This window comes from Alsobacter sp. SYSU BS001988, assembly GCF_054796215.1.
This window is the reverse complement of sequence record NZ_JBTAMK010000001.1, coordinates 875,588-891,331: the sequence shown is the minus strand read 5'-3', so window position 1 is coordinate 891,331 and position 15,744 is coordinate 875,588. Positions and strand designations below refer to the sequence as shown.

The 15,744-nt window shown below is 70.7% G+C and carries 14 protein-coding genes and 1 riboswitch; of the genes, 11 read left to right on the top strand and 3 right to left on the bottom strand.

Annotated elements, in window-relative coordinates:
• Positions 1-15: 15 nt before the first annotated feature.
• From ugpE to ACYVO7_RS03760, 7 genes are all read left to right on the top strand, one after another.
• The gene (gene ugpE / locus ACYVO7_RS03790) at positions 16-864 is read left to right on the top strand and encodes a sn-glycerol-3-phosphate ABC transporter permease UgpE (RefSeq protein WP_460448492.1); all 849 of its coding nucleotides are present in this window, start codon (positions 16-18) and stop codon (positions 862-864) included.
• A 2-nt stretch (positions 865-866) separates the two neighbouring features.
• The gene (locus ACYVO7_RS03785; RefSeq protein ID WP_460448491.1) at positions 867-1,967 is read left to right on the top strand and encodes a sn-glycerol-3-phosphate import ATP-binding protein UgpC; all 1,101 of its coding nucleotides are present in this window, start codon (positions 867-869) and stop codon (positions 1,965-1,967) included.
• A gap of 100 nt (positions 1,968-2,067) precedes the next feature.
• Complete coding sequence (locus ACYVO7_RS03780) at positions 2,068-2,505, top strand: hypothetical protein (RefSeq protein ID WP_460448490.1); 438 nt, start codon at positions 2,068-2,070, stop codon at positions 2,503-2,505.
• A 64-nt stretch (positions 2,506-2,569) separates the two neighbouring features.
• On the top strand, positions 2,570-4,201 hold the full coding sequence (locus ACYVO7_RS03775; RefSeq protein ID WP_460448489.1) for an HAL/PAL/TAL family ammonia-lyase: 1,632 nt from the start codon (positions 2,570-2,572) through the stop codon (positions 4,199-4,201).
• Positions 4,202-4,258: 57 nt separating this feature from the next.
• Positions 4,259-7,318: a DNA polymerase I gene (gene polA, locus ACYVO7_RS03770; RefSeq protein ID WP_460448488.1), complete on the top strand. Its 3,060-nt coding sequence runs from the start codon at positions 4,259-4,261 to the stop codon at positions 7,316-7,318.
• Positions 7,319-7,428: 110 nt separating this feature from the next.
• Positions 7,429-7,677 carry a DUF1272 domain-containing protein gene (locus ACYVO7_RS03765; RefSeq protein ID WP_406855781.1) on the top strand — a complete coding sequence of 83 codons (249 nt, stop codon included), beginning with the start codon at positions 7,429-7,431 and terminating at the stop codon, positions 7,675-7,677.
• A gap of 60 nt (positions 7,678-7,737) precedes the next feature.
• Entirely contained in the window at positions 7,738-8,088 is a 351-nt protein-coding gene (locus ACYVO7_RS03760) for a RidA family protein (protein ID WP_460448487.1), read from the top strand.
• A gap of 18 nt (positions 8,089-8,106) precedes the next feature.
• Here the strand turns inward: ACYVO7_RS03760 and ACYVO7_RS03755 are convergent, their stop codons facing one another.
• Both ACYVO7_RS03755 and ACYVO7_RS03750 read right to left on the bottom strand, forming a co-directional pair.
• On the bottom strand, positions 8,107-8,583 hold the full coding sequence (locus ACYVO7_RS03755; protein WP_460448486.1) for a YaiI/YqxD family protein: 477 nt from the start codon (positions 8,581-8,583) through the stop codon (positions 8,107-8,109).
• Positions 8,583-9,803 (bottom strand): MFS transporter, encoded by a 1,221-nt coding sequence (locus tag ACYVO7_RS03750; RefSeq protein ID WP_460448485.1) that lies wholly within the window; start codon positions 9,801-9,803, stop codon positions 8,583-8,585. The genes ACYVO7_RS03755 and ACYVO7_RS03750 overlap by 1 nt, the downstream gene beginning before the upstream one ends.
• Positions 9,804-9,966: 163 nt before the next feature.
• Positions 9,967-10,074, top strand: a riboswitch (TPP riboswitch).
• Between ACYVO7_RS03750 and ACYVO7_RS03745 the strand changes: the two genes are divergently transcribed.
• Together ACYVO7_RS03745 and ACYVO7_RS03740 are read left to right on the top strand one after the other, a co-directional pair.
• Positions 10,065-10,904, top strand: a complete 840-nt coding sequence (locus ACYVO7_RS03745; protein WP_460448484.1) for an ABC transporter permease — start codon at positions 10,065-10,067, stop codon at positions 10,902-10,904. (Overlaps the previous riboswitch by 10 nt.)
• 26 nt (positions 10,905-10,930) lie before the next feature.
• On the top strand, positions 10,931-11,896 hold the full coding sequence (locus ACYVO7_RS03740; RefSeq protein ID WP_460448483.1) for an ABC transporter substrate-binding protein: 966 nt from the start codon (positions 10,931-10,933) through the stop codon (positions 11,894-11,896).
• Between the two features lie 9 nt (positions 11,897-11,905).
• Here the strand turns inward: ACYVO7_RS03740 and thiD are convergent, their stop codons facing one another.
• Positions 11,906-12,724, bottom strand: a complete 819-nt coding sequence (gene thiD / locus ACYVO7_RS03735) for a bifunctional hydroxymethylpyrimidine kinase/phosphomethylpyrimidine kinase (RefSeq protein ID WP_460448482.1) — start codon at positions 12,722-12,724, stop codon at positions 11,906-11,908.
• 214 nt (positions 12,725-12,938) lie between these two features.
• On the opposite strand from thiD, the gene ACYVO7_RS03730 reads away from it, so the two are divergent.
• Together ACYVO7_RS03730 and ACYVO7_RS03725 are read left to right on the top strand one after the other, a co-directional pair.
• Positions 12,939-13,844, top strand: a complete 906-nt coding sequence (locus tag ACYVO7_RS03730) for a DMT family transporter (RefSeq protein WP_460448481.1) — start codon at positions 12,939-12,941, stop codon at positions 13,842-13,844.
• 124 nt (positions 13,845-13,968) lie between these two features.
• On the top strand, positions 13,969-15,654 hold the full coding sequence (locus tag ACYVO7_RS03725; RefSeq protein ID WP_460448480.1) for a methyl-accepting chemotaxis protein: 1,686 nt from the start codon (positions 13,969-13,971) through the stop codon (positions 15,652-15,654).
• Positions 15,655-15,744 lie beyond the last annotated feature (90 nt).

Genomic DNA, 15,744 nt, shown 5'->3' with positions numbered 1-15,744 from the left:
GCGAGGATCCTCACCATGGTAGAGCGCCGACACTGGTTCTCGGACGCGCTGCCGCACATCGTGCTGTGCCTGGGCGTCCTCATCCTGGCCTTCCCGGTCTGGCTCGCCATCGTGGCGTCGACCTGGGACGCCGGCACCATCGCCAACGGGACGATGCCGCTGACGCCGGGCCCCTTCGGCCCGGAGAACTACCGGCGGACCCTGCTGGCGGGATCCCGCTCGGCCGGGGAGCCGGTCGGCCGGATGCTGTTCAACAGCTTCGTGATGGCCATGTCGATCGCGGTGGGCAAGATCGCGATCTCGATCGTCTCGGCCTATGCGGTCGTGTATTTCCGCTTTCCGTTCCGCATGGCTGCGTTCTGGCTGATCTTCGTCACCCTGATGCTGCCGGTCGAGGTGCGCATCTACCCGACCTACAAGATCGTCGCCGATCTCGGCCTTCTGGACACCTATGCGGGCCTGGCGGTGCCGCTGATCGCCTCCGCGACGGCGACGCTGCTGTTCCGGCAGTTCTTCATGACCATCCCGGACGAACTGGCCGAGGCGTCCAAGATTGACGGCGCCGGGCCGTGGAAGTTCTTCGTCGACACGGTCCTGCCGCTGTCGATCACCACCATCGCGGCGCTGTTCGTCATCCAGTTCATCTATGGGTGGAACCAGTATCTCTGGCCGCTTCTGATCACCACCCGCGAGAACATGCAGACCATCGTGATCGGCATCAAGAAGATGCTGGTCACCCAGGACGCGCTGACCGAATGGCAGCTCGCGATGACCACCGCCGTGCTGGCCATGCTGCCGCCGGTCCTGGTCGTGCTGCTGATGCAGAAGCTGTTCGTGCGCGGCCTCGTCGAGACGGAGAAGTAAGCATGGCCGAAGTCACACTGAGGGACGTCCGCAAGGTCTACGCCGGCGGCGTCGAGGCCGTGAAGGGCGTCAGCTTCTCCATCCCGGACGGCGGCTTCTGCGTGCTGGTCGGCCCCTCCGGCTGCGGCAAGTCCACGCTGCTGCGCATGGTGGCGGGCCTGGAGACGATCTCGTCCGGCGACGTGGCCATCGGCGGCCGCATCGTCAACGAGATCGAGCCCGCCGACCGCGACATCGCGATGGTGTTCCAGAACTACGCGCTCTACCCGCACATGTCGGTCTACGACAACATCGCGTATGGCCTGCGCAACCGCGGCACGCCCAAGGCCGAGATCGAGGCCCGGGTGGCGGAAGCCGCCCGCATCCTGGCGATCGAGCCCTTCCTGCAGCGCAAGCCGCGGGCGCTCTCGGGCGGCCAGCGCCAGCGCGTCGCCATGGGCCGCGCCATCGTGCGCAAGCCGCAGGTCTTCCTGTTCGACGAGCCGCTCTCCAACCTGGACGCCAAGCTGCGCGTGCAGATGCGCGTCGAGATCAAGAAGCTGCAGCGCGCGCTGGGCGTCACCTCGATCTATGTGACGCACGACCAGGTCGAGGCGATGACGCTGTCGGACAAGCTCGTGGTGATGAACGCCGGCGAGGTCGAGCAGATCGGCACGCCGACCCAGATCTACCGCCGTCCTGAGAGCCGCTTCGTGGCGACCTTCATCGGCTCGCCGCCCATGAACCTCCTGCCCGGCGTCGTGGAGGCGGACGGCCGCTTGGCCCTGGACGGGGTGACGCTGGCGTCCGACGACATGCGGGCCGGCCTCGCGGCGGGAACCCGCGTCGAGGTCGGCGTGCGGCCCGAGGAGGCGGAGATCGCCCCGCAGGGCGCGCCGGGAACTCCCTTCGCCATCGACTTCATCGAGGAGCTGGGCGCCACCGAGCTGCTGCACGGCTTCGTGGCCGGCGCGCCGTTCATCCTCCAGGTCGCGACCGGGGCCGTTCCGGCGGGGATGAAGGCGCTGACGCTGAGCATTCCGGCCCGCTGCGTGCACGTCTTCGACGCCCAGACCGGAAAGCGGCTTGGGCGTGTAGAAAGCGAGAATGCACGCGCAGCGTGAAAGCAACGGCGGAACGCTTTTGAAGACGACTCGTCCTTCGAGATTCAGAATGTCTTGAAGGTCTCATGGCTTGATGATCGAAACCTGAGAGGTTGCGATCATGCGTCTTTTAGTTGTGCTTCCTATTCTTTTCTACGTCGCCGCGCCTGACGCCAAGGCTCAGGTCCTGGCCGAGCAGCGGGTCGAAACGCAGCTCGAGGTCGGCGTCGTGGCGGCCGACATCGTCATTTCGCAGAAACGCGACCGCATCGTCCTGGCGGTCGCCGCCGGCGGTCCGTTCCCGCCGGTCGAGAAGGAGGTCGACATCACGGCCGGCGGCTGCCGCGAGGTGTTCTACGCCTTCCCGCCCGATCCGCAGTTCTCCGTGCAGCTGACGGCCTGCACGACCCCGCCGATGTGCCGCGACGAGCAGCAATATCTGGGACTTCGGGCCGATTATCTGGTCGTCGCCGCGAAGGGCGCGCCCCTGCACAGCCAGAAGGTCAAGGACGCCATCGTCCGCAGCGTCAGGCCGAGCCTGACCAGGCTGCCCTGCTGATCGGGTCGACATCGCCGCCCGCCATGCAGTAGGGATGAACCCCAGAACCGCAGGGGGAGCCGCGATGGCGATCGAGATCGATGGACGCACGCTGACCGCCGCCGACGTGATGCGGGTCGCCCGATCCGACGCGGCAGGCTCCTTCGAGGAAGCCGTGCTGGCGCCCGAGGCGCGCGACCGCATCGCGGCCACGCGCGCCTATATCGACGCGCACTGGATGAACGACCAGGCGCCCCTGATGTACGCCTTCAACACCGGGGTGGGCCTGTTCAAGGACCAGCGGGTGCTGATGTCCGAGATGGTCTCCTACCAGACCAAGACCATCTACGCCCACGCCACCGGGATCGGCGAGCCGCTGCCCGAGGATGCGGTGCGGGCCACTATGCTGCTGCGCGCCAACGCCTTCGCGTCCAACTTCTCCGGGCCGCGCGTGGAGCTCGTCGAGCGGCTGCTCGCCTTCCTCAACGCCGGCCTGCACCCGGTCATTCCCGCGAAGGGCTCGGTGGGCGCCTCCGGCGACCTCGCGCCGCTGGCCCACATGGCCGGCGCGGTCTGCGGCTTCCCGGAGGCCGAGATCGTCTATCGCGGCCAGCGCATGCCGGCCCGCGAGGCGATCGAGGCGGCGGGCCTGACGCCCGACTTCGACCTCGGCGCCAAGGACGCCTCGGCGCTCATCAACGGCTCCACGGTGTCGCTGGCCATCGCCGTGCTGGCGCTGGAGGACGCCAAGCGCATCCGCAAGGCGGCCGACGTGTCGCTCAGCCTCAGCCTGGAGGCGATGCGCTGCGAGAAGGTCGCCTTCCTGCCGATCGTGCACGCCGCCCGGCCGCATCCGGGGCAGGCCGCCGTGGCCCGCAACGTGCTGAAGCTGATCGGCGACAGCGAGCGCTGCTCGGAGGCGGCCCGCCTCACGGTGTTCCCGGAGGAGAACCGCAAGGAGGGCGTCGCCCCGCCGCCGCGCGTGCAGGACGTCTACTCGCTGCGCTGCGCCCCCCAGGTGCACGGCCCGGTGATCCAGGCGCTGGACTATATCGACGGCGTGATCGCCACCGAGATCAACTCGGCCACCGACAACCCGCTGATCTTCGACGATTCCAAGGGGGGCTACGTCTCCCTGTCGGGCGGGCACTTCCACGGCCAGTATGTGGCGCAGGCCATGGACCTGCTCGCCATCGCGATGGCGGATCTCGGCTCGATCTGCGAGCGCCGGCTGGCGCGGCTCATCGATCCGACCATGAGCTACGGCCTGCCCCGCAACCTGCTGGCGGGCAAGAAGGGCCTCAACACGGGCTTCGCCACCGTGCAGTGCTCCATGTCGGCGCTGGTGATGGAGAACCGCACGCTCTGCATGCCGGGGTCGGTCGACTCCATCCCGGGCAAGAGCAACGCCGAGGACCATGTGTCGAACTCCACCTGGTGCGCCCGCAAGGCCCGCACCGTGGTGGAGAACGTCGAGCAGATCGTCGCGGGCGAACTGCTGATGGCCGCCCAGGCGCTGTCGCTGGTCGAGCCCGTCGCCAGGGCGCATCCGCTCGGGACCGGGTCCCGCGCCGCGCTGGAGTCCATCCGCAGCTTCATCGAGCCGGCTTTGGACGGCGACCGCTGGTACGCCAGCGAGATGCGCAAGGCCCGCGAACTGGTGCGGTTCGACAGCGTCGTGGAGGCGGTGGAGGCCGCCGTGGGACGGCTGGAGTAACGTCCGGGAGCGCCCGCCGCCTCTCGCCCGCGCGCGCGAGGGCGTGTAGAAGAGGGCATGTCCGAACCCGCCCTCGCCTCCCTCCCCCGATCCGCCGAACGCCCCGTCCAGAAGGGCGACCACGTCTTCCTGGTGGACGGGTCGTCCTACATCTTCCGCGCCTATCACGCGCTGCCGCCGCTGACGCGCAAGTCCGACGGGCTGCCGATCGGGGCCGTGGCGGGCTTCTGCAACATGCTGTGGCGGCTCCTGCGCGACTCGGTCGCGGGCGAGAAGCCGACCCATCTGGCGGTGGTGTTCGACCACTCGGCCACGACCTTCCGCAACGCCATGTATGACGGCTACAAGGCCCAGCGCCCGGAGCCGCCGGACGACCTGCGGCCGCAGTTCCGCCTGATCCGCGAGGCCGTGCGGGCCTTCGACATCCCCTGCGTCGAGCAGGAGAACTACGAGGCGGACGACATCATCGCCACCTATGCGCGCCTGGCCTGCGAGGCCGGCGCGACCACCACCATCGTGGCCTCCGACAAGGACCTCATGCAGCTCGTCGGCAACGGCGTGACCATGTACGACACCATGAAGGAGAAGCGCATCGGCCGCGACGAGGTGGTCGAGAAGTTCGGCGTGCAGCCCGAGAAGGTGGTCGAGGTCCAGGCGCTCATCGGCGACCCGATCGACAACGTCCCGGGCGTGCCGGGCATCGGGGTGAAGACCGCCGCGCAGCTCATTGGCGAGTATGGCGACCTGGAGACGCTGCTGGCCCGCGCCGCCGAGATCAAGCAGCCCAAGCGCCGGGAGGCGCTGATCGAGAACGCCGAGAAGGCGCGGCTCTCCCGCAGGCTCGTGCTGCTCGACAAGCACGTGCCGCTGAACCGGCCCATCGACAGCATCGGCGTGCACGATCCCGATCCGAAGCTGCTGATCTCCTTCCTGAAGGCGATGGAGTTCAACGCCGTCACCCGCCGGGTGAGCGAGGCCTACGGCATCGACGCCGGCGCGATCGACGCGGATCCCGGTCTGGCCGCCCCCGGGGCGGGGACCGGTTTCCAAGGCGGCCACGAGAACGCCGAGCCGGCCGTCCGCGGCGACGCGGAGGCGCCGGCCCGGCCGGGCCGCAGCGCCGCCATGGGCGCCCCCCAGACCCGGGCCGGAACCTATCCGGGGGCGGCCAACGCCGTCCCGGCGGCGTCGGCCGCCGACGCGGCGGGCCAGACCCCCGCCCACCGGGCGGGCGAGATCGCGGCCCGCATGCGGGCGATCCCTTTCGACCTGTCGAAATACGAGACCGTCCGCACCCTCGACCGGCTCGACGCCTGGATCGCCGAGGCCTTCGACCTCGGCTTCGTGGCCTTCGACACCGAAACGACGTCGCTCGACGCCATGCAGGCCGAGCTGGTGGGCTTCTCGCTCGCCACCGCGCCCGGGCGCGCCTGCTACATCCCGGTCGGCCACAAGGGCGAGGGCAAGGGCGACCTCTTCGGCGGCGCCGAGCTGCTGCCGGATCAGCTGTCCCTGGCGGACGTGCTCGCCCGCCTGAAGCCCCTGATGGAGGCCAAGGGGGTCCTCAAGGCGGCGCAGAACTTCAAATATGACTGGATGGTGCTGCGCCGGCACGGCGTCGAGGTGGCGCCCGCCGACGACACGATGCTGCTGTCCTACGTGCTGGACGCGGGGCGCTCCAACCACGGCATGGACGACCTCGCCGACCGCTGGCTCGGGCACCAGTCAATCCAGTTCGGGCATGTCGCCGGCAGCGGCAAGAGCTTCATCGGCTTCGCCCGCGTGGCCATCGACAAGGCGACCGAATACGCCGCCGAGGACGCCGACGTCACCTTCCGGCTCTGGCACGTGCTGAAGTCGCGCCTCCCGGCCGAGGGCATGACGGCCGCCTATGAGACGCTGGAGCGGCCGCTCAGCACCGTGCTGGGCCGCATGGAGCAGCGCGGCGTCGCCATCGACCGGCAGATCCTGTCGCGCCTCTCGGGCGAGTTCGCCCAGAAGATGGCGAGCCTGGAGGCCGAGATCCACGAGCTGGCCGGCGAGCCCTTCAATCTCGGCTCGCCCAAGCAGCTGGGCGACATCCTGTTCGGCAAGATGGGCCTGCCCGGCGCCAAGAAGACCGCCACGGGCGCGTGGTCGACCAGCGCCGGCGTGCTTGACGAACTGGCCGAGCAGGGGCACGAGCTGCCGTCGCGCATCCTCAACTGGCGCCAGCTCTCCAAGCTGAAGTCGACCTACACGGACGCGCTGCCCGGCTATGTGCACCCGCAGACCCAGCGTGTGCACACCTGCTTCTCGATGGCGTCGACCACCACCGGGCGGCTCTCCTCCTCCGAGCCGAACATCCAGAACATCCCGATCCGCACCGAGGAAGGGCGCAAGATCCGCGCCGCCTTCGTGTCGGCGCCGGGCTGCAAGCTCCTGTCGGCCGACTACTCGCAGATCGAGCTGCGCGTGCTGGCCCATGTGGCCGACATCCCCCAGCTCAAGCGCGCCTTCGCGGAGGGCATCGACATCCACGCGCTGACGGCGTCGGAGATGTTCGGCGTGCCGGTCGAGGGCATGGACCCGATGGTCCGCCGCCGCGCCAAGGCGATCAATTTCGGCATCATCTACGGCATCTCGGCCTTCGGCCTCGCCAACCAGCTCGGCATTCCGCGCGAGGAGGCTGGCGCCTACATCAAGAAGTATTTCGAGCGCTTCCCGGGCATCCGCGACTACATGGAGGAGACGAAGCGCTTCGCCCGCTCCAACGGCTATGTGGCGACCATCTTCGGCCGCAAGGCGCACTACCCGCAGATCAACTCCAAGAACCCGCAGGAGCGCGCCTTCATGGAGCGCGCCGCCATCAACGCTCCCATCCAGGGCTCGGCGGCCGACATCATCCGCCGCGCCATGGTGCGCATCGAGCCGGCGCTCGAGAAGGCCCGGCTGGCGGCCCGCATGCTCCTGCAGGTCCATGACGAGCTGGTCTTCGAGGTTCCGGACGAGGAGGTCGAGAAGACCATCCCGGTCGTCCGGCGCGTCATGGAGGAGGCTCCGCACCCGGCCGTGAACCTCTCCGTCCCGCTCCAGGTCGACGCCCGCGCCGCCCACAACTGGGACGAGGCGCACTGAGCTTCGCATGGGCCGCGCCTCACCCTTCCGGCGACGGAAGGGCGGCGGTGGCTTCACAGTGGTGTTTTCTGCGGTTAGGATGGGTGGCTCGGCCCCCAAGGAGCCCCGCCATGCTGGCGCTGCGACCCAATTGCGAGTGTTGCGACAAGGACCTGCCGCCCGACAGCCGCGAGGCGATGATCTGCACCTATGAGTGCACGTTCTGCCGCGACTGCGTGGAGACGCGTCTCGGCGGCCGCTGCCCGAATTGCGGCGGCGAGTTTGCGGCGCGCCCCGTCCGTCCCCCGGCGATGCTCGCCAGGCATCCGGCCAGCGCGGTGAGGGTGCATGCGGACCCGCCCTGTCCCGCGGCCGCCTGATCCCGGTTGCGCTCCTGGCGCCGCCCCTCTAATCGGGGGCTCCCATCCAGGAGGAACATGATGACCATCGAACGCATCGGTTGCGGCCCGCGCATGAGCGACGCCGTGGTGCACGGAAACACGATCTATCTCGCCGGCCACGTCGCCGACGCCGCCAAGGGCAAGAGCGTCGGCGAGCAGACCCGCGACATCCTGGCCCAGATCGACGAGACGCTGGCGGAAGCCGGCAGCGACAAGACCAGGATCCTGTCGGCGACGATCTATCTCGCCGACATCAAGACGTTCCAGGAGATGAACGCCGTGTGGGACTCCTGGGTCTCGCAGGGGAACACCCCGGCGCGCGCCACCGTCGAGGCGAAGCTGGCGGCGCCCGACTACACGGTCGAGATCGTCATGGTGGCGGCCCGCTGAGGACGCGCTCCCGGCGCCTCAGGGCGTGAAGCCAGCCCGCTTCAGCCGCACGATGGCGAGGTCGAGGGCCGACAGGAAGGCGGAGCGGTCGCGCGGCGAGAAGGGCCGCGGGCCGCCGGTGGTCTCCCCGGCGGAGCGCAGCTCCTCCATCAGGTTGCGGGAGGCCAGCGCCATGCCGATCGAATCCGGCGTGAACGGCTTGCCGGTCGGCCCGATCACGTCGGCCCCGGACTTGATGCAGCGGCTGGCGAGCGGGATGTCGGCGGTGATCACCACCGCCCCGCGCACGGCCCGCTCGGCGATCCAGTCGTCCGCGGCGTCCGGCCCGGCCGGCACGACGACCCGCTCGATCATGGGGTCGCGCGGGATCTGCATGAAGCTGTTGGCGACCACGAAGACGCGCAGGCGATGGCGCTCGGCGACGCGGTAGACCTCCGCCTTCACCGGGCAGGCGTCCGCGTCGACATAGATCGCGATGGAGCCGGGCGCGTCCATCAGGCGAGGCCCTCCCGGATGTCGGCGCGCTTGAGCAGCAGGCCCGCGGCCACGCCCCCCAGGGCGAGGATGACCGCGCAGGCGAGCAGCGCGGGCGCGGCGCCCAGCCGGTGCAGGCCGGCGCCGAACGCCGGCGGGGCCAGCGCCTGGCCCAGGAAAAAGAAAAAGGCGTGCAGCGCGATGGCCGAGCCGCGCGCGGTCGGGGCCAGTTCGGTGGCGCGGTTCTGCAGCGAGTTGTGGAGCATGAAGAAGCCGAATCCGAGCGCCGTGAAGCAGGCCAGCATGGTGAGCCAGTCGGGCGCCGCGGCCAGCCCGGCGAGCCCGAGCCCGCCCAGGAGGCCGCCGGCCCGCATCAGGAGATAGACCGGGAACCGGCGCAGCAGCAACGACACCGAGGCCGAGAACGCCATCCCGCCGAGTCCGAGCCCGGCGATGACGAAGCCGGCCTGGGTCGCCGTGCCGCCCCCGCGCGCCTGGAGCAGCTCGGGCACGAAGGGCAGGACCCCGTAGATGGCGAGGCCCTCGACGAAGACGGTCCCGAAGCACACCAGGGAGCGCGGATTGGCGAAGACCAGCCGGTAGCGCCCGATCGCGTCCGCGACGCTGAACCGCGACCGCTCGCGGCGGACGGCCTCGGCCGGAAGCCCGGCGAAGACGCCCACGACCGCCAGCAGGGCCGCCAGGGCCGTGACGGCCAGGGCGCCGCGCCAGCCGACCCAGTCGGCCATGACCCCGGAGGAGGTCACGCCGAGAAGCTGGCCGATGAGGGCGGCGGCCAGGAAGCGCGAGATCGCCACCTGCCGGCGCTCATACGCGAAGGCGTCGCCCACCATCGCAAGGGCCAGCGGGATGACGCCGCCCGCCGCCACCCCGGCCAGGATGCGGCTGACGAAGAGCTGCTCCAGCGACATGGCGAAGACGCCGGCCGCCAGCGCCAGGGCGAACACCACGAGGCAGATGCGCAGCACGGAGGTCTTTCCCGCCGCGTCCCCCATGGGGCCCAGCACGGGCTGCCCCAGCCCATACGGAAGGGCGTAGCAGGACGACAGCAGCGCCACCGTGGCGACGGGCGCCTGGAACTGGGCCGCGATGGAGTTGACCATGGGGTCGGTGGAGCGCGCCGCGAAGGCGCTCGCAAAGCCGCACAGACCCAGCACCAGCAGGAGCCGCTTTTCCCGTTTCGCGTCCAGCTTGAACTCCCCGGGCCAGCATCGGTCCATCCCGCCGCGACTCGCGCGGCGGGCGGCCAGGCCTCCACGCATGGCGGCCCCGGCGCCACCGTCGCTTCCCGCCGGCGGGGGTGTCAACCGTCCGCCCATGGGAGAGGCGTGCGGCGCGACGGGCGGCCTTGCGCGGGCGTCGGCTCTCGGGGTAGGTGTGGAGCATCTCTCGTCGGGGTGCGCCTTCCGCAGAAGGCGCTGAGAGGCGTCCCGCCAACTCGTCGAACCTGATCCGGCTCGCACCGGCGGAGGGAACGTGAGATGGCGACGAGCCCCCCCGACATCCGTCCAGGTCCCGCGCGACGCCCCGCCTGGCGTTTCGATCCGCTCGCGTGGGTCACCGCGGCCGCATTGGTCCTGGCCTGGGAGGTCGGGGTGCGGCTGACGGACGCGCCCGCCTATCTGCTGCCGGCGCCGAGCCGCATCCTGGCGACGCTCGTCCACCGCTGGCCGGTGATAGGCGCGGAGGCCCTGACCACGCTCGTCGAGATCCTGTGCGGTTTCGCGTCCGGTTCGCTGGCCGGGCTCGCGGCCGCGCTGGCGATGTCGCGCTGGCCCGCCCTGGAGCGGGCCCTGGGCCCGATCCTGGTCGTCAGCCAGGCGCTGCCGGTGTTCGCGATCGCGCCCCTGCTGGTGGTGTGGTTCGGCTTCGGGCTCGCGTCCAAGGTGGTGATGGCCACCCTGATCATCTTCTTTCCGGTCGCCACCAACGGCCTCGAGGGGCTCCGCCGCACCGATCCGGGCCTCCTGGAGCTGGCGCGCCTGCATGGCGCGACGCCGCTCCAGAGCCTGTGGATGATCCGCATCCCGTCCGCGCTGCCGTCCTGGGCGGCGGGCCTGCGCATCGCCGCCGCCGTGGCCCCCATCGGGGCGATCGTGGGCGAATGGGTGGGCTCTTCGGCGGGCCTCGGCCTCCTGATCCTGCACGCCAATGGCCGCTCGCAGACCGACATGGTGTTCGCCTCCCTGGCGGTGCTGGCCGCGATGTCGGTGGCGCTGTGGATGCTGGTCGACCGCCTGACGCGGCGCTGGCTGCGCTGGGCGCCCGACAGCCTCGGGCCGGGCTTCTCCGGTCCCGTCCTCTCCCGATCGAAAGCCTGACGCTTCCCTCCCTGAAAGGTCCGACGATGCGCGTTCGCTCCCTCCTCTTCGGCCTGCTGATGTTCGCGGCCGCCGCTCCCCTGGCCGGCCTCCCGGCGAAGCCGGCGCAGGCCCAGCCGGTCGAGAAGCTCACCGTCCTGCTCGACTGGTTCGTCAATCCCGACCACGCCGCCCTGGTGGTCGCCAAGGAGAAGGGCTTCTTCGCCAAGGCCGGGCTCGACGTGACCCTGGTGGAGCCCGCCGATCCGTCCGCGCCGCCCCGGCTGGTCGCGGCCGGACAGGGCGACATCGCCATCTCGTACCAGCCCAACCTCTACCAGCAGGTCCAGGAAGGGATGCCGGTGATCCGGGTCGGCGCCGCGGTGGCGACGCCCCTGAACAGCCTCGTCGCGCTCGCCGACGGCCCGGTGAAGACCATCGCGGACCTCAAGGGCAGGACCGTGGGCTACTCCATCGCCGGCTTCGAGGAGGCGCTGCTCTCCACCATGCTGGCCGAGGCCGGGCTGAAGCTGACGGACGTGAAGCTGGTCAACATCAACTTCGCCCTGACCCCGGCGCTGATGGCCGGGCAGGTGGACGCCGTGATCGGCGCCTTCCGCAATTTCGAGCTGACCGAGCTGCGGCTCGCCGGCAAGGCCGGCCGGGCCTTCTACCCGGAGGAGCACGGCGTCCCGCCCTATGACGAGCTGATCTACATCGTCCGGCAGGACCGCGCCCGGGACGCGCGGGTGCAGCGCTTCCTGGACGCGGTCGAGTTGGCGACCCTGTCGATCCTCAACGACCCCGACGAGGCGTGGAGCGCCTTCGTGAAGGCCAATCCCAAGCTCGACGACGAGCTGAACAAGACCGCCTGGACCGATACGCTGAAGCGGCTCGCCGCCAGCCCGGCGGCGCTCGACAAGACCCGCTACTCCCGGTTCGCGCAGTTCATGAAGGACCGCGGCCTGATCCAGACCGTGGAGCCGGTGGAGCGCTACGCCGTCGCCCGCTGAGGCGGGGGCCTACCACCAGGCGTGGAAGTGGTGCACCGGGCCGTGGCCACGCCCGATCCGCAGCGCGTCGGCGGCCTGCAGGGCGGACGTGAGCCAAATCTTGGCGGCGCCCACCGCCTCCCGCAGGTCCAGGCCCTTGGCGAGCCCGGCCGCGATGGCGGCCGAGAGCGAGCAGCCCGTGCCGTGGGTGTTGCGGGTCGCCACGCGGGGGCCCTCGAAGCGGGTCGTCCCGGCCGGCTCGACCAGCAGGTCGACGCTGCGGTCGCCCGCTCCGTGGCCGCCCTTCATCAGCACGGCGCGCGCGCCCGCCGCCAGCAGCGCCTCGCCCTGGCGGCGCATCTCGTCCTCGCGATGGGCGACGGGCGCGTCCAGCAGCGCCGCCGCTTCCGGCAGGTTCGGGGTGATCAGGCAGGCGCGCGGGATCAGCACGGTCCGCAGCGCCTGGACGGCGTCCAGCGCGATCAGCCGGTCGCCGCTGGTGGCGATCATCACCGGATCGAGCACGATCCGGGAGACGCCGCGCCGGTCCAGTCCGGCCGCGACGGTCTCGATGACGGCGGCCTGCGACAGCATGCCGATCTTCACGGCGTCGACCGCCAGATCGGAGAAGACGGACTCCATCTGCTGCGCGATGAAGTCGGCCGGGACGTCATGGATGCCCTGCACGCCCACGGTGTTCTGGGCCGTCAGGGCGGTGACGACGGTCGCCCCATAGACGCCCAGGGCCGAGAAGGTCTTCAGGTCGGCCTGGATTCCGGCGCCGCCGCCGGAATCGGAGCCCGCGATGGTCACCGCGATCGGGGTCTTGGCAGGTGAGGTTGGGGTCACGGCGTCGTCCTCGCGTCACGCCCGACAGCTAAGGCCCCTGCCGGCCCACGGCAAGTCGCACGCCTCTGGCCGCCCCGCCGCCCGCCGGCATGGGGGCCATGCCGGCCCGCGTCTGGCGCCGGGGGCGAGGGGATGACAGAAGGGGGCGCGTTCCGGCGGGACGCGCCGCCGCCCCGCCGCTTCCCTGTTCCACCGCCGATGGTCCGCGCCCCCGATGCAGCCGCCTCCGACCGAGAGTCCCGCCCTGCCGACGCCGGCCTTCGGACCGCCGCGCGTGATGACCGGGATCGGGCTGGCGATGTGCGGCTACGCCTGCTTCAGCGTGCAGGACGCCATCGTGAAATGGCTCGTGGCCGACCTGCCGGTGTTCGAGATCCTGTTCGCGCGCAGCGTCATGATCATGCTCTTCGCCGGCGTCCTGGCGGGGCCGCACGTCTATGGGGCCGCCCTGCGCAGCCGCCGCAAGGGGGCGCTGCTGGGCCGGGGCGTGCTGATCCTGGCGGCGTGGCTCTCCTATTACTCGGCCGCCAAGTGGCTGCCCCTGGCCGAGCTGGTGACGCTCTATTTCGCGGCCCCGATCTTCGTCATGGTGCTGTCCATCCTGATCCTGAAGGAGAAGGTCACGCTGGCGCGCTGGATCGCGGCCGGCGTCGGCTTCGCCGGGGTGGCGCTGGCGTCCGACCCGGGCGGGACCGTCGACCTCCTGCCGGCCGCCATGGTGCTGGGCTCGGCCTTCCTGTGGGCCTGGACCAACGTGCTGGTCCGCATCATCAGCCGCACCGAGGCGACCGCCACGCAGATGATCGCCTCCAACTTCATCTTCGCGGTGGGCTGCGCGGCGGCGCTGCCCTTCCTGTGGGTGACCCCGACCGTCACGCAGGCGCTGCTGCTGCTGGGCCTCGGCGTGGCGGGCGGCGCCGGGCAGTATTTCGTCTTCGAGGGCTTCCGGCACGCGCCCGCCTCCGCGGTGGCCCCCTTCGAATATTCGGCCCTGGTCTGGGCCTTCATCTTCGGTTTCGCGATCTGGGGCGACATCCCCAAGGCGGCGGTGTTCGGCGGCGCGGCGCTCATCATCGCGAGCGGCGTGGGGTTGCTGATCGCCGAACGGCGCGCCGGCTGAACGCCCCCGCCGGCGCCTTTGTTCAACGCAAATGCGCGTTTAACGGGCAGATCTTGCGTTTCGTTAACCTGACCTGACGCATGATGGCGGCCGACAACCGCGTCATCACGCTGCCCCCGGACCCATGCTGTACCGCTTTTCGGTCAAGTCGAAGCTCTTCCTGGCGTTGTCGCTGCTCGCCGCGGTGGCTCTGACCATCGCGTTGCATGCGACGCTGGCGGCCCGACAGGTGGGCGAGAAGCTTCCCGGGGTCGACCGCGCCGCCCGCGAGGCCCTGATGGCCGAGCGCCTGGACGGGCTGGTGAAGGAAGCCGTGATGGAGTCGCGCGGGGTCTATCTCGCGGCGACCGGCGCGGCGGCCGAGCCCGCCGTCCGCCGCCTGGAGGCCGTGCTGGCCGAGATCGAAGCCATGGATCTGGGCTGGGCCGACGACGTCGCCGGCGCCGACATCGGGCCCGCGGCCATCCGCGAAGGCGTCGCCCGCTTCGTGGCGTTCCGCAAGAGGCTCGCCGGGATGGCGTCGGCCGGCGACCCCGCCGCGGCCAGGGCGCTCGGCAACGCCGACGAGGCCAGGGTCGTGCGGCTGCGGCTGACGGGCGACCTGCAGCTGCTCAAGACCCGCGCCCAGGCCAGGATGCTGGCCCAGAGCCGGGAGGCCGCCCAGGAGGTCAGCGCCATGCAGGCGCTGGTGTCCATGATCGCGCTCACCTGCGTGGTCGTCGCGGTGGGCCTCGCCTTCTTCCTCAGCTTGGTGGTGATCGCCCGGCCGATCGAGGAGCTCACCCGCTCGATGACGCGGCTGGCGGAAGGCGACACCACCATCGCGCTGCCGCCGCAGGACCGCTTCGACGAGATCGGCGACATGAACCGCGCTCTCGCCGTGCTGCGGGACGCCGTGAAGCGCAACAACGATCTGGTGACCGAGCTGAAGAGCCGCGACGACCGCGAGGCCGTGCTGCGGCGCCAGGCCGAGGTCAAGGGCCGCGCCATGAGCTTCGACCAGCGGCTCCGGGCCTGGATCAACGAGATCGGCGGCCTGATCACCCAGCTGGCCGAAGCGGCCGGGGCCATGACGGCCTCGTCCGGCCGCTCGCGCATGGGCAGCGAGTTCCTGACCGAATCCTCCCGCAAGGCCGCCGCGGAGGTGTCGCAGGCGGCGGCGTCGGCCGAGCAGCTGTCGCGCTCGGTGGAGGACATCGAACGGCGCATCGTGGAATCGGCCGCGATCGTGCGCCAGACCGTCGAGACCGCGCGCCAGACCGGCTTCTCGGTCGACGATCTCGCCGCCATTTCGAACCGGGTGGGCGGCGTCGTGCAGGTCATCGGCGAGATCGCCGGGCAGACCAACCTCCTGGCCCTCAACGCCACCATCGAGGCGGCCCGCGCCGGCGAGGCCGGCCGCGGCTTCGCCGTGGTGGCCGCGGAGGTGAAGTCGCTGGCCTCGCAGACCGCCCGCGCCACGGCGGAGATCGCCGAGCAGATCGATTCGATGCAGCGGGCCGGGGCCGGATCGGCCGCCGCCCTGCGGGCGATCCAGACCAAGATCGCCGAAGTGGACGAGATCTCGGCCGCCATCGCGGTGACGGCCGACCAGCAGCGCGCCTCGACGGCCAGCATCGCGGCCACGATCCGGTCGACCGCGGACGGCGCGCAGGCCATGGCCAAGCTCGCCGAGGACGTGGACGCGTCCTCGTTCGAAAGCGCCCAGAGCGCCGGCACCTTCTTGTCCATCGTGCGCGAGATCGACCGCCAGGCCGTCGCCATGCGCGAAGAGGTGGAGCGGTTCTTCCAGATGCTGGAAGCCGCGTAGCCGGGATTTCCGGGCCAATTCAGCGGCTTGGGGAAGCGGAGCCTGGGCGGGCGCGCGCGTTCCCGACGCGTTCCCGCATCCTGGAGAAAG

Excerpts from the sequence above, each read along its gene's own strand:
- ugpE (WP_460448492.1), top strand. The coding sequence starts at position 16 with ATGGTAGAGCGCCGACACTGGTTCTCGGACGCGCTGCCGCACATCGTG.
- ACYVO7_RS03785 (WP_460448491.1), top strand. The coding sequence starts at position 867 with ATGGCCGAAGTCACACTGAGGGACGTCCGCAAGGTCTACGCCGGCGGC.
- ACYVO7_RS03780 (WP_460448490.1), top strand. The coding sequence starts at position 2,068 with ATGCGTCTTTTAGTTGTGCTTCCTATTCTTTTCTACGTCGCCGCGCCT.
- ACYVO7_RS03775 (WP_460448489.1), top strand. The coding sequence starts at position 2,570 with ATGGCGATCGAGATCGATGGACGCACGCTGACCGCCGCCGACGTGATG.
- polA (WP_460448488.1), top strand. The coding sequence starts at position 4,259 with ATGTCCGAACCCGCCCTCGCCTCCCTCCCCCGATCCGCCGAACGCCCC.
- ACYVO7_RS03765 (WP_406855781.1), top strand. The coding sequence starts at position 7,429 with ATGCTGGCGCTGCGACCCAATTGCGAGTGTTGCGACAAGGACCTGCCG.
- ACYVO7_RS03760 (WP_460448487.1), top strand. The coding sequence starts at position 7,738 with ATGACCATCGAACGCATCGGTTGCGGCCCGCGCATGAGCGACGCCGTG.
- ACYVO7_RS03755 (WP_460448486.1), bottom strand. The coding sequence starts at position 8,583 with ATGGACGCGCCCGGCTCCATCGCGATCTATGTCGACGCGGACGCCTGC.
- ACYVO7_RS03750 (WP_460448485.1), bottom strand. The coding sequence starts at position 9,803 with ATGGACCGATGCTGGCCCGGGGAGTTCAAGCTGGACGCGAAACGGGAA.
- ACYVO7_RS03745 (WP_460448484.1), top strand. The coding sequence starts at position 10,065 with ATGGCGACGAGCCCCCCCGACATCCGTCCAGGTCCCGCGCGACGCCCC.
- ACYVO7_RS03740 (WP_460448483.1), top strand. The coding sequence starts at position 10,931 with ATGCGCGTTCGCTCCCTCCTCTTCGGCCTGCTGATGTTCGCGGCCGCC.
- ACYVO7_RS03730 (WP_460448481.1), top strand. The coding sequence starts at position 12,939 with ATGCAGCCGCCTCCGACCGAGAGTCCCGCCCTGCCGACGCCGGCCTTC.
- ACYVO7_RS03725 (WP_460448480.1), top strand. The coding sequence starts at position 13,969 with ATGCTGTACCGCTTTTCGGTCAAGTCGAAGCTCTTCCTGGCGTTGTCG.